Here is a 12,429-nt window from a genome sequence, read left to right as displayed (position 1 = left end):
TCGGCTGCACTGGCGGGAGGGCTTGTATCCCATGGGCGTACGCCCACGGGCCAATGTTCCGCCGCTGGTCAGGCGATTACGATCGCCCCATGTCCGCCAAGCCGCGTCCCCTGCTGTCCTGGCACCTGCAGCCGGCCGCGCGGGTGGCTCTGGCCTGGTGTGGGGCGATCGCCTACCCGTTCGTGCTGTTCTTCGCGGCACGCGGCACGCCTTTCGACTCCCCCGGCTTGCCCTTCGTGTCGGCGGCCGCGGTCACGGTCCTGCCTCTCGGACTGCTGCGCCGCCGTCCGCTGCCGGCCCTGGCACTGATGCTTCTGGGTACGTACGTCACGGCGACGACGACGCCGTTCTGGCAGGTCGTGTATCTGCTGGTTCTGGCGAACGACCTCGCCGCCGGATACATGGTGGCCACCCGGCCTCGCCGCATCGCGGTCACCGCTGCCGTCACGACGCTCGGCGTACAGGTCGCCTTCGCCGCACGTCTTGGGACCGGGACGGACGGCTTCGCCCGCACGGTCGTGGTCCTCATCCTGGCCCTTGCCGCCGCCTGGATGACCGGCCATTCGGTTCGCGAACGCCGCGAGCACGCCGCGGCACTGCGCTCGCAGACCACCGCCCAGGCCGTCGCAGCCGAGCGGCTCCGGATCGCCCGTGAGCTGCACGACATGATCGCGCACAGCATCGGCGTCATCGCCATCCAGGCAGGCGTGGGCCGCCGGGTCATCGACACACAGCCGGACGAGGCCCGCAATGCACTGGCCACCATCGAAGACACCAGCAGGGAAACCCTCGCCGGGCTGCGGCGCACCCTGGGTGCACTGCGCCGCACCGAACCGGGCACCGGGGCGGAGGCCCCGCCGCGCGAGCCTGCCCCGGGACTGGCCGACCTAGACCGGCTGACCGCGTCAACGAAGGACGCGGGCGTCCATGCCGACGTGCGATGGCTCGGAGAACGACGGCCCCTACCGCCCGATATCGACCTGGCCGCCTTCCGGATCGTCCAGGAGGCCCTCACCAACGTCGTACGCCACGCGGACACCCCCGAATGCCGCGTCACCATCGGCTACCAAGACGGCGAACTGACCATCGAGGTCGCCGACGACGGCCGCGGCGGCCCCGCCTCCGGCACCGGATACGGCATCACCGGAATGCGGGAACGCGTCACCCTGCTGCGCGGCCAGTTCACCGCCGGGCCGCTACCCGAGGGCGGCTTTCGTGTGGCAGCCCGGCTCCCCCTCCCCGAAGGAGTGCACATCTCATGACGGTCCGCGTCGTGCTCGCCGACGACCAGCCATTGGTCCGCAGCGGTCTGCGCGTCCTGATGGCCGACGCCCCCGACATCGACGTCGTGGGAGAAGCCGGAACCGGCGCCGAAGCGGTCCAACTGGTCCGGGACACCAGGCCCGACGTGGCGGTGATGGACATCCGCATGCCAAGCATGGACGGCATTGAGGCCACCGGGCTGATCACAGCAGCCGCTGGAGCGACGCGCGTCCTTATCCTCACCACGTTCGACGACGACGAGTACATCTACGGCGCGCTCCGAGCGGGTGCGAGCGGATTCCTCGTCAAGGACATGGCACTGGACGACATCCTCGGGGCGATCCGCGTTGTCGCCGCCGGAGACGCCCTGATCGCCCCAAGCGTCACGCGCCGCCTCATCGCAGAGTTCGCCGCCCGCCCCGAACCAGCTCTGCATCCACGACCGGTCGGGAACATCACCGAGCGGGAGCGCGAGGTACTGTTCCTCGTCGGACGCGGCATGTCCAACAGCGAGATCGCCACCCACCTCTACATCAGCGTGGCCACGGCGAAGGCACACGTAGCGCGGCTACTCACCAAACTCGAAGCCCGCGACCGAGTCCAACTTGTCATCACCGCCTATGAGACGGGTTTGGTAACCCCACCTCGCTGAGTATCAAGCACCTCAGTCGCCGAAGCCCGCCAAAAGCGACGTAACACGAACTCTCAACTCTCATAAACGTTCCTTTGCGCGAGCAAGATCAACAATCGGACGCCGGACCCCGTTCGGCACCCGATCGGTTCTCGGAACCCGTTCTCACTCAAAAGTGGGACGGACCCCCTTCTGAGACTTGCATTGTGCGAAAATGCGGGCCCATGACGGCCCCTCAGCAGCCCTCGCCAACCGACCGGTCGGATGCGGACGACGTCGAATAGCACGCCTGTCCGAAGTGCGACGCCCAGCCCGGCTCGCCCTGCCGCTCGCGCGGCGGCGCGGTCGCCTCCGCCTACCACACCCGCCGCTTCACCATGGTGCCCCGGCTGAAGAAGGCGCTACGGGTACCGACCCCGGCCGACCGCGGACCGGGCCGGCCGTGGCGGCCGGGCACCCCGCCGCCCGCGCCGATCGACCCCCACCTGCCGAGCGCGTACATCCGCATCGGCTACGCCCGCTGCTCGACCCTCGGGCAGGAACTCGACTCCCAGCTCGACGCGCTCAGCAAGCACGGCATCCCGAGGGACAAGATCTTCAGCGAGAAGATCAGCACCCGCGTCCGGGTACGCACCCGGTTCGAGGAGGCGCTGCGGACCGCGCGGGAGGTCAAGGCGCACGCCCCGCACTGCCGGGTCAGCTTCACGGTGTACGAGATGAAGCGCCTCGGCCGGGACGCCGCCGAACTCACCGCGCTCGCCGACCACCTCACCGCCCACGGCCTGGTCCTGGAGATGCTCGCCGGACCCCTGGCCGGCATCTACGACCCCACCGGCCCCGGCAAGCTGCTGTTCGCGTTCTTCGCCGCGATGGCGGAGACCGAGCGGGAGAACATCCGCGAGTCGACCCTGGAGGGGCTCGACACCGCGGCCCGCAAGGGCAAGCACGGCGGCCGGCCCCCGGTCATCACCGACGACATGCTCCACACCGTGCTCCGGCGCCGGGCGCTCGGCGAGTCCGTCGAGCAGATCCAGCCCGACCTGTTCATCCCCACCGGCAAGCGCAAGGGACAGAACCCCTCGGTGGCCAGCATCTACCGGGCGCTCGCCGAACACGCCAAGCGCGAGGCATACCCCGAAGCCGTCGAGGCAGCCCACGCCGACTTCGCCGCCCTCCAGGCGGCCGGCGAACTCCCCGGGCCCCGCCTTGCTCTCCCTGACCGAGCGTCACTCTGATTACAGAGAGTTACTTGTCACTTCGCCGTAGCTTCGGGAGAACAGGGCCGTGAGTTGGCTTCGGGCACCATTGCTGTCGAAGGCCCAGACGTTGGTGGGCTGGTTGATGATGTCGGCTGCTGATGCGTGGACGAACCGCTCGGTGAGGAACAGCGGGCCGCGGGCGCGGCGGGCGATCAGGCGGGGGCAGGGGTCGGGCGGTGCCGGATTGCCAGTGGATCCCCTCTGTTGCCCTGCCCTTGGCGGTTATCTTCCCGCGCTTGTCCTGCGCGTACAGGTCCTACACGTTCAGGCACAGGACTTCATCGGCCCTTGCCGCGGCTTCGTAGAGCATCTTCCAGCACGCCCTCTCCCGCAGGGCGACGTCCAGGCGGCGCAGGGCGGCGATCTGGTTCTCGGTCAGGGTCTTGGTGCGGTCGGGCGGTGCTGGCCGCCGCTCGATGCCGATCGTCGGGGTCGACGTCGATCCGGCCAACACTGCCACCAGCCGATCGCCTCGCGTGCGATGGACAGCTCCCGGTTGACGGTGTCGGCGTCCATCTCGTCCGCCGGCGCCGCCACCAGTTCGGCCAGCACCTCCGGCAGCGCCGGGTCGTCGATCGCGGCGACGGGGATGACGGGCGGCTTCGCGCCCGGCAGGCCGACGCCGGTTCGCCGGCGAGCATCCACCCCCATGTCGTCAGCGAGATCCGGTAGATCCGCGCGGAGGACTTCGCAATGCCCGGGCACCCCCGGTAGGTTCCGGAAGCTCAACCCTTGCGGCGGGAGAGTCGTCATGCCGAACGGCATCGGACCCGCGAGTTCGACTCGAACCCGCGAACACGCCGCTTCCGGGCTCCGTGGACGGACAAAACGGGGAGCGGACTAGCCAAGAGGGCAGCGGTAGCGCAACTTGTTGAGAGAGGCGCCGCCTGTGGAGTCCTCCACGGCTGCGCCGTCTGCGCCCCAGCCGGCGGCTTCGTAGAAGCGCCGGGCACGTTCGTTGTCTTCCAGGACCCACAAGGTGGCCTGTGTGTAGCCGGCCTGTCCGATAGCCGCCAACGTGGCCAGCATCAGCTGCCTTCCGCTCCCTGTGCCCCAGACCTCGGGCATCGCGTAGAGCGTGCCGATTTCCGCGGTGACGGGGATGTCCTGAGACGGGCCGAAACTTGCGAATCCGACGATCCCGGCCTCGGTTTCGGCTACCAGTACCCCCGACGATGGCCACCGTGTTTCCGCGATCCGTGTCTTCCACTCGGACTCTTCGCGGCTTGGGTCCATTGCGTCGAGGTAGTGCTGGGGAACAAGACCGGGAAAGGCCGCCTGCCACGACCGCACGTAGACACCGGCGACCGCTGACGCGTCATCAGACCGTGCCTGTCGAATCTGCATGGCAGTCATTCTTCAAGTCCCGTCAGTCCGGGCCAAGTGCTTTTCCCGAAGGCGATGGTGCGTGCTCAGCTGTCTGTTCCAGCTCCAGGTGCCCGACTTCCCCGCGGATCGTGCCGTCCACCAGGCCCGCTGAAGGCCGCGCGAGCACGAAGCCGGCGAGTACATCGGTCTCGAACTGCGGGATGTCGCACAGTAGAGCAGGCCCTGGCAATCGCGCGGTACAAGACCGCGAAGTACTCGGTGGAGCGCCCCCTGCACATCGGAGCGGACCTGGCCGGTGGCAGCCCCCGACTGCGCGCAGAGTTGAGCGCGTAAGCCCTGCCGTGGGGGGAGGCGTTCCAGTTGTGGGACGACTTGCTGGGAACCTTCAGCGCCCCGGAGATCACCGGCAAGCCCGCTCTGGATGACATCCGGCGGGCAAACACACCGCACTGCTGGCACTGGCATGGCGGCACGCCACTCCGGCCGAGCGCCGCCCTATGAACGCTCTCATCGGCGACCGGGACATGGACGTGGAAGGCACGCTGGTCATCCGCGGCATCCTCACCGCCACGGGTGCCCGTGCCACGGTCGAGCGCCTGATCACCGCGCACCGCACGCAGGCAGACCTGGCCCTCGAACGTGCCGGACTCCCACTCGCCGTCGTCACGGCCCTGCGCGAACTGGCCACAACGGCGACCGCGAGGGCGGCATGACGCCGGCCTACCGCACTGGGAAGGAGGAGTGCTTAGCTGGCCGACCTGGCGCTCAAACTCACGCTGACCGGCGCGCATACCCCGATCCACCCCGACGGTGGGCAGGCGCCCGCGGGGCGGATCAGGTCGGTGGCCTGAGCGGCGCCCGGGTGCGGGGCCCGGACGCCGCTCAGGGGTCATTCGCTGGGGCAGACCGCCCTGATCGCCTGCAGGGTCGAGATGTTGTTCTGCAGCCCGTCGCCGGCCGCCAGGGCCGCGACGACGTCAGGGTGAGGGGGGTACTTCACGTTCATCTGTTCGTCGTTCTCGCGCACATCGGCCGCTGTCTTGGCGTCGAGGTCGTCCGCGTGCTGGTTGAGTTTGGACCGAATGTCCGCCTCGGACGCCTCCGTAGCAGCAGCCCTGAGCTCCGAGGTCAACTCCCGGGTCTCTTTGGCAAGTTCGTCATACGTACGCGTCTTGTCACCGGTGTCGTACGCCTCCAGCGCCGCGTACGCCGGTTCGCATCCCGCAGGCATGTCGTTCGCATTCGCCACCACGACCGCTGTGGTCGCCGCCACCACAACAGCGCCGGCAGCCACGGAGGCACCCGTCTTGGTGGAGACGGTGGCGAAGATCTTCCCGAAGAAACCGAGTGCCTTGCCGCTCTCGACCGCGGCCGCCCCGAGCGCCGGGGCGAGCAGTACCGCGGCTGCCGCGGTGGTGCCTGCCTTGTCTCCGTCAAGGAGGTCGCGGGTCAGCTTCTCGGCCCGGTCGTAGAACTTGATGTCCTTGCTCATCCCTCCCCGCGCGGCCGCCATCCGGCCCAACACGTACAGCTGTAGTGCCAGTTGACCGCGGCCCTCGGTCAGTGCCCGAGGACCGGCGATGCGCACGAACCGTGAGGTGAGCGCCCACTGCTCCTCTCGGACCAGCGCGCGGGCGATGGCCAGGAAGAGGTACGTGTCCGGCTCAGGGCCTGACGGTCCGTCCTGCTTCCCGAGTGCCGCAAGCAGCCCCTCCGCCGCGGTGGTCGCAGCGGCCGGAGCCCACCCCTGGCTGTGGACGGCTGCGGCGGCGTCCTCGGTGATCCAGTACGTCCCGGCGAAGTGCTTGACCAGGCGCCGGTCGTGCAACTCCGAAGCGGCGGTTCCGTCCTGTGGATCGCCAGTGACGGAAGCGATCCAGGCAGCAGGAAGCGCCGTGCCGAACGTCGCCAGCGCGACCAGTGCTCGACGCGCCGGCTCGCTCAGGTCGACGGCCAGGGCTTCCGCCTGGCGTCGTGGGCTCAGCTGCGCCGGATCGACGGGCGGCGGCTCGTCCCGCGGTTCGTCGGCCCCACGGGCACGCCGCTCCCACTGGGCGGAAGCCTTGATGAACCGGGCGTACTGGCATATCCGTTGAGGCGCGCCGCCCGACTCGTCCCATACATGGTCGAACTGCAGCTTCTGCAGCCCCGCCGGGCCGAGTGAGAGCCCCACTTCCGCGCTGAGCAGCTCGATGGCGGCGGTGCGGGACAGGGGCCGGACGAGATGGGTCGCGTCGGTGTCGGGCAGCGTCGCGTAGGGGGACGTGAACAGGAACGTGCAGCCAGGGAAGGTCTCAAGGAGTCGCGCCAGATCGTTCTGTGGCAATGCGCAGTCGACGACGGTGACGTGCGCACCGGAGAAGTCCGCGGTGGCCACGGCCGCACGCAGCTGCGTCTCGTCGATGTCCCGCAGGAAGTGCGTACCGAAGAACGCCCCAGCAAGCCGCCTGTACAGCGCCTGCAGCGAATCGTCCTCGTCCAGCCCGGCACGCGGGTACAGGACGTGGCCCCGAACTCTCTGGGCGGCCAGCTTCCGGTGCACCGCCGCGGCCACGGCCTTCTTCCCGACCCCCGGCTTCCCGTACAGCTGTACGCTGGAGCCGCCGCCGAGCTGCGCGACTACGTCGTCCACCAGTGTCCCCCGGCCGAACAGCTTGCTGCGGCCCGCGGAGGGCAGCGGCGGCGGCTGGTGCGGGGTGAGGTCACGGAGGTTGGTGATCTCGACGAGGGCTTTCCCGTCGTAGATGACGTTGATGGTGTGCGAGCCAGTGGTGACGATGCCCCTTACGTCGCCGTGCACGACGACTTTTGCGTCGCCGCCGTCGGTCCTGACCATCGGCTCGGCGGCGCTCGGTTCGTGCGTCGGGTGCGGGGGGATCACCGGCAGGTCCGGCACCTTGCCGTCGCCCGTCGCTGGCGCTGGACGTTCATCGCACCGTCTCCGGTCGAGACGATTCCGGTGACGTTCCCGCTCACCGCCACACTTCGGGCTCCGCTGCTCTGAGCATGTCCGGGCGCAGGGAGCAGCGCGGCGATCTCATCGACGAGCGCGGGGTCGGCCGCGAGGGCCCGCCTGATCTGCAGGCGCAATGCGGCCAGCGCGTCCGGGTCGTCGGGATCGGCGGCGAGGTCCGTCACGGCCCGGTCGATCGCGGCCGGATCGGCAGCGCGGCCCCGAATGCGGGCGAGCAACCGCTGGCCGAGCCGCAGGGTGGCTCCTGCTGCCTCGTCCTCGACCCGTCGCAGCACAGCAGCTCCGTACACGGCCACTGCCGCTCCCGCGGCCGGAACGATCTGACCCAGCATGAATTCGATGTCCGACACGTACACCCCCGTCTGATGGCGCGTCCACTGAGTTCTGATTGCGCCTGCACTGAGTGAAACTGAGTGAAGTTGTCCTGTGGAATCAATGGTGTTCACTAGTACAGCGCCTGGCGCGCCACCATGCCACTGAAACGCCCAACCACAGTGGAGCCACCGCCAACGCGAAGAACGCTCCTGCGCTCGGCTGCCTCAGTCGTCCGTTTGGCGGCGAGCAAGAGCGCAAGGCAGGCGTCGTGTTGGACACTGCGGCGCCATTGGATGTGCGTGGCAGACGCCTCAGCACACACCGCGTCGAGGGTGGCGTGGTAGGTGGCTGGTGCCTGAGCGATACCGCAGCGGCCGGCTTCCTCGGCCGTATGCGGGACTGGAAGACGTTCGGTGTAACTCCCGATCATGGAAGATGCATCGATGACCAGTGAGAACGTGTCCGGATCCGAGGCTGTCGAGCCCGTGGAGGCTGCGGGCAAAGGCTGTGGACGACCAGCTGATCGACGAGCTGGTGAGCCGGGCCCAGGCCGAGGGCCTGCAACTGACCGGCGATGGCGGCCTGCTGCAGCAGCTGACCAAGCGGCTGCTGGAGTCCGCCCTGGAGGGCGAGATCACCGACCACCTCGGCTATGACAAGCACGACCCGGTCGGCAAGAACGGTGGCAACTCCCGCAACGGCAAACGCTCCAAGACTGTCCTGACCGATGTCGGACCGGTGGAGATGACCGTGCCCCGCGACCGCGGCGGTTCCTTCGAACCGAAGATCGTCAAGAAGCGGCGGAAGCGCCTGACCGGCGTCGACGAGATGGTCATCTCCCTGGCGGCCAAGGGCCTGACCACCGGCGAGGTGCAGGCGCACCTGGCCGAGGTCTATGGCGCCGAGGTCTCCCGGCAGACCATCTCCACCATCACCGACAAGGTGCTGGAGGGCATGGCCGAATGGCACAGCCGTCCCCTCGACGCCGTCTATCCTGTGGTCTTCATCGATGCCATCCATGTGAAGATCCAGGACGGTACGGTTGCCAACCGGTCCGTCTGCGTGGCTCTGGCCGTGACCACCGACGGTCGCTTCACCCAGGCCTCACTCGTTGATCTTGCCGAAGGGGACGTGCACGCTGGGCGTGTTGCGGGAGGTTCCGGCGAGGTGGCTGACCTGGTCGTCGAAGAAGATGTGGGGCTTGAGCACTTGCATGATCGTGCTCTTGTCTATGCCGCCGAGGAAGAAGGCGTCGTTGACGGTCACGCCCCACCCCTTCAGGCTGCGCACCGCACGTTCGTGGGCCGGGGCGCTGCGGGCGGTGACAAGTGAGACGTGGACGCGGATCTTGTAGTCCGGGTGGTTGGTCCGCTGATCTTCTTCGCGCCGCTGGACCCGGTTGAGGCTGGCGAGGAAGTCCCGCAACGGGCCAGGATCGTGCGGCGTCGCGGCGTTCACGGTCTCGTGGGAACGGAAGCCTTCAATGCCGTCGCTCTGGAAGACCTGTTCAGAGGCGTCGTCGGCGAGGACTCCGTCGAAGTCGAAGGCGATCCGCAGGTCCTGGTCTTCGGTGTCGTCGGCTGCAGCGGGGCCGAGGACACGGCCTGCCGGGAGACCGAGAGCAACGGCCTCGCGGACGTCGGTCTCGTTCGCGGACAGGAACAGGGACATGTTCAGCGCCGGCATGAAGTGGTAGGGCGAGCGTCCCTGCATGAAGATGGCCCGGCTGATCGCCAGGCCGTGCGACTCGATGGACCGCATGACCCGCAGGCCGGTGTCAGGGTCGTTGCGGGACAAGACGATGACCTCCACCAGGGGGTCGTCGAGTGGGCTCAGATCGTTCAGGGACAGCAGCCTGCGGATGAAGGGGAAGGCGACCCCCGTGCTCAGCGTGTCGTCCAGATGCTCCTCCTGGTAGGCCCGATAAACCTCTTCGCCCTGCTCACGAAAGACAGCATCTGCCTCCGCCAGGTCGAACAGGGCGCTGGAGGCGATTCCAATGACCAGGCGATTGGCGAGTTCGTAGGTGGGCACGGGCCTCTTCCTTCTCGCATCAATTCAAACAAGCGTTGCACATATGGCATTGGAATGCAGCAGATGCCGTTCCTCGCCCATACGCTCTCGATGACGTCTTTCCGGAGAGCTCCGGTCCGGGGGCGGCCTGGCGCTGGACGCGTGCGAGCATGACGACCGCCGGAGCTCGGCGGCTGGGCGCGGAGTGGTCGCCGTTACGGGCCTTTGAGGCACTCCGGAGTGCTGCCAGGGGTGGGCTGCCGATCCGTCCGCCGGTTGCACGATCTCACCGGGCCATCGCAGGCCAAGGCGCAAGGCAGGTACGGCGAGCGGTGTGGGCGCCTTCCACAGGCCCGCAACCGGTCTCTCACTGTGCGACGGCTGACGGGGGTGGGGTGCCCGGTTGCCCCCATCGGTGAACGCATCGCTTGTACTTACGGCCAGTGCCGCAGGGGCATGGGGCGTTGCGCTGCGGCGGCTGGCCGCCGCCGGCACAGCAGAGACGGTTCAGGCCCTGGACCTCCGCGGTCAGACCGATGTCATCCATGGCCCACTGCACGAGCGAAAGGCTGTCTTGCACCACGGTGGCGGCCAAGGCGAGGGCGTCGGCGGCGGCGTGGGCGACAGTCGGCTGCAGTGCGTATCCGGAGGCGGTGTTCAGGGGTCGGGAAAACTGGGGCACTCCAGTCCGCGTACGCAAAGGCGATGCGGCCGACCTGAAGGGTCGCGAGGCACCGCCCATCGGCACGCCGTATTACATGAACGGCGCCGGTACCCCTTGCCTTTCTCAGGTGTTCGGGAGGCGGACCGACTGTCGGTGCCGGAAGACGTTGCGCGGGTCCCAGTACGCCTTGGCTCGTTGCAGCCGTGGGTAGTTGCTCCCGTAGTAGAGCGTGTGCCAGGGCTGGCCCACACCCGGCGGGTTCAGGTCGGGGTCGCTGAGGTCCGCGTCGGGATAGTTGATGTAGCAGCCGTCGGTGTTGGGGTACGGCTCCTGCGCACGAGCGGTGCGCACCGTCGGCACGCCGCCGGTCTCTTCGTACATGTCATGGTAGAAGTCACGGATCCAGGCCAGGTGCGGCGCGGCGATGGCCGGGTCGGCCAGGGCGTCCTGGTAGTCGAACGCCCCGTCGTGGTTGGCGTCCTTTCCCCATGTCCAGTAGGTCTGGTACTGGAGCTTCAGGACGGAGGACCGCTGCGGAACGGCGGTTGCGGCGGAGTCGATGTCGTTGATGCGGCCGCCGTAGGAGTCGACCTGGAGCAGGGCTTGGTCGTTGGCGTAGCGCTGGTTGGTCAGGTGGCGGTGGATCGCCTGCAATTGACGTTCGGTGAAGTTGGCGGTGTGGTAGGCGGACTTGTACTTGCCGCACCGGCTGGGGCCGGAGTCGTTGAGGTTCTGGGTCGCGGTCAGCCAGGGCAGCCGGGTGGGGATGTGCAGTGAGTCGAGCGGGGGGTGCTCGCCCATCTGTACGTCCAGCCGAGACGGGGGGTAGTCCGCTTCGGGGGCGAGCCAGTCGAGGAAGAGTTTGAGGCGCTCGGCGGAGTCGTCCCGGGTGCCGTCGAGTTGCAGGATCAGGCCGACCTTGCCCGCGGCGTGGTTGTTCAGCTTCAGCAGGGTGAACAGGTCGCGGTAGTCGAAGGCGCGTTGGAAGTCGGGGCCGTCGCCGGTGCGCTCGTGTGCGAAGAACTGGCCGTATCGGCGCACGAGCGCGGTGAACTTCTCCGGCCGGTCCTTGAAGATCTTCCAGTCCCAGGCGAGGGTTTTCAGCAGCACCTGGGCCGGTGGCTCGGGAAGGCCGCGGAACCAGTACCGGGTCACCACGCCGAAGTTGCCACCTCCGCCACCGGTGTGCGCCCACCAAAGGTCCCGCAGCGCCGGCTCCGGGGAGTCCTTGCGAGCCACGGTCACCTCGGCGTGGGTCCGGTCGCGCACGGTGACGACTTCCACGGCGTACAGGTGGTCGACCGTCAGCCCGTGCAGGCGTGAGAGCAGGCCGAAACCGCCTCCGGAGATGTGCCCCCCGGCGCCGACGGAGTAGCACGAGCCGCCGGGCAGCGCGAGGCCGTGACACCGGTACAGCTGGGAGGCGGTGTGCCAGTTGCCGGCGCCTGCTTCGACGCAGTAGGCCTCCATCTCCGAGTCGTAGTAGACCCCGTTCATGGCACTGACGTCGATGATGACGGCGACATCGTCACCGCATACGAAGTCCTCGTAACAGTGCCCGCCGGAACGGACCGTGATACGGCCGGACGAGGGCGAGCCGCCGCGGGTCTGGCCTGCGAGATAGGTGTCGAGGGCGGCGACCACGTCACGGGTGCCGACGGCCACCACCACGTAATCCGGTGCGGCGATCCACCGCTGATTGAAACCCCGGCGCAGTGCCTCGTAGCGGGCGTCCCCCGGGCCGACTTCGGTCGGCCCGAGGCGCTCCGGGCGGGCGGAACTGGTGGGCATGGGCGGCACCTCCACGCAGATGACCAGCATCGATCACTCAAAGTTAGATTGCCGGCTTCTGTGGGATGCTCCGCCATTCGGGTGACCGTCGCAGCGTGATGGATCAAAGGGGGCCTCACTCCTGGCGCCGGAGCGCGCCGGAGCGCGCCGGAGCCCGCAGGAGCAGCAGCTGGTATGCCGCTGCGGCACC

At 68.3% G+C, this 12,429-nt stretch carries 11 protein-coding genes and 1 pseudogene; 5 read left to right on the top strand and 7 right to left on the bottom strand.

What is annotated here, in order from left to right; genetic code table 11:
• The first annotated feature begins 89 nt into the window (after nucleotides 1-89).
• The 3 genes from ABZ078_RS31395 (at nucleotide 90) to ABZ078_RS31385 (ending at nucleotide 3,129) form a co-directional block, all read left to right on the top strand.
• Entirely contained in the window at nucleotides 90-1,262 is a 1,173-nt protein-coding gene (locus ABZ078_RS31395) for a sensor histidine kinase (protein ID WP_356580842.1), read from the top strand.
• Complete coding sequence (locus tag ABZ078_RS31390; RefSeq protein ID WP_356580840.1) at nucleotides 1,259-1,915, top strand: response regulator transcription factor; 657 nt, start codon at nucleotides 1,259-1,261, stop codon at nucleotides 1,913-1,915. The genes ABZ078_RS31395 and ABZ078_RS31390 overlap by 4 nt, the downstream gene beginning before the upstream one ends.
• Before the next feature lie 356 nt (nucleotides 1,916-2,271).
• Nucleotides 2,272-3,129, top strand: coding sequence for a recombinase family protein (locus ABZ078_RS31385; RefSeq protein WP_356580838.1), 858 nt, complete (start codon nucleotides 2,272-2,274; stop codon nucleotides 3,127-3,129).
• A 280-nt stretch (nucleotides 3,130-3,409) separates the two neighbouring features.
• On the opposite strand, the gene ABZ078_RS31380 is transcribed toward ABZ078_RS31385, so the two are convergent.
• Both ABZ078_RS31380 and ABZ078_RS31375 read right to left on the bottom strand, forming a co-directional pair.
• Nucleotides 3,410-3,613, bottom strand: a complete 204-nt coding sequence (locus ABZ078_RS31380; protein ID WP_356580836.1) for a hypothetical protein — start codon at nucleotides 3,611-3,613, stop codon at nucleotides 3,410-3,412.
• A 380-nt stretch (nucleotides 3,614-3,993) separates the two neighbouring features.
• A complete protein-coding gene (locus ABZ078_RS31375) occupies nucleotides 3,994-4,500 on the bottom strand; it encodes a GNAT family N-acetyltransferase (RefSeq protein WP_356580834.1) in 507 nt (168 codons plus the stop codon).
• Between the two features lie 479 nt (nucleotides 4,501-4,979).
• Here ABZ078_RS31375 and ABZ078_RS31370 point away from each other — a divergent pair, with 479 nt between their 5' ends.
• Nucleotides 4,980-5,195: a hypothetical protein gene (locus ABZ078_RS31370; protein ID WP_356580832.1), complete on the top strand. Its 216-nt coding sequence runs from the start codon at nucleotides 4,980-4,982 to the stop codon at nucleotides 5,193-5,195.
• Between the two features lie 176 nt (nucleotides 5,196-5,371).
• On the opposite strand, the gene ABZ078_RS31365 is transcribed toward ABZ078_RS31370, so the two are convergent.
• Nucleotides 5,372-7,363, bottom strand: coding sequence for a hypothetical protein (locus ABZ078_RS31365; protein ID WP_356580830.1), 1,992 nt, complete (start codon nucleotides 7,361-7,363; stop codon nucleotides 5,372-5,374).
• On the bottom strand, nucleotides 7,360-7,806 hold the full coding sequence (locus tag ABZ078_RS31360; RefSeq protein WP_356580828.1) for a hypothetical protein: 447 nt from the start codon (nucleotides 7,804-7,806) through the stop codon (nucleotides 7,360-7,362). Before ABZ078_RS31360 ends, ABZ078_RS31365 begins: the two co-directional genes overlap by 4 nt.
• 493 nt (nucleotides 7,807-8,299) lie before the next feature.
• Here ABZ078_RS31360 and ABZ078_RS31355 point away from each other — a divergent pair.
• Nucleotides 8,300-8,860, top strand: a pseudogene (locus ABZ078_RS31355) (transposase); the annotation flags it as partial.
• A 15-nt stretch (nucleotides 8,861-8,875) separates the two neighbouring features.
• Here ABZ078_RS31355 and ABZ078_RS31350 read toward each other — a convergent pair.
• From ABZ078_RS31350 to ABZ078_RS31340, 3 genes are all read right to left on the bottom strand, one after another.
• Nucleotides 8,876-9,805 carry a 5'-nucleotidase gene (locus ABZ078_RS31350; RefSeq protein WP_356580826.1) on the bottom strand — a complete coding sequence of 310 codons (930 nt, stop codon included), beginning with the start codon at nucleotides 9,803-9,805 and terminating at the stop codon, nucleotides 8,876-8,878.
• A gap of 346 nt (nucleotides 9,806-10,151) precedes the next feature.
• The gene (locus tag ABZ078_RS31345; protein WP_356580899.1) at nucleotides 10,152-10,331 is read right to left on the bottom strand and encodes an SEC-C metal-binding domain-containing protein; all 180 of its coding nucleotides are present in this window, start codon (nucleotides 10,329-10,331) and stop codon (nucleotides 10,152-10,154) included.
• Nucleotides 10,332-10,571: 240 nt separating this feature from the next.
• The gene (locus ABZ078_RS31340) at nucleotides 10,572-12,239 is read right to left on the bottom strand and encodes a BBE domain-containing protein (RefSeq protein WP_356580824.1); all 1,668 of its coding nucleotides are present in this window, start codon (nucleotides 12,237-12,239) and stop codon (nucleotides 10,572-10,574) included.
• Between the last annotated feature and the right edge of the window lie 190 nt (nucleotides 12,240-12,429).

The sequence above is a fragment of the Streptomyces sp. NPDC006385 genome, from assembly GCF_040612485.1.
Lineage (GTDB): Bacteria > Actinomycetota > Actinomycetes > Streptomycetales > Streptomycetaceae > Streptomyces.
This window is presented reverse-complemented; position numbering and strand designations above follow the sequence as displayed.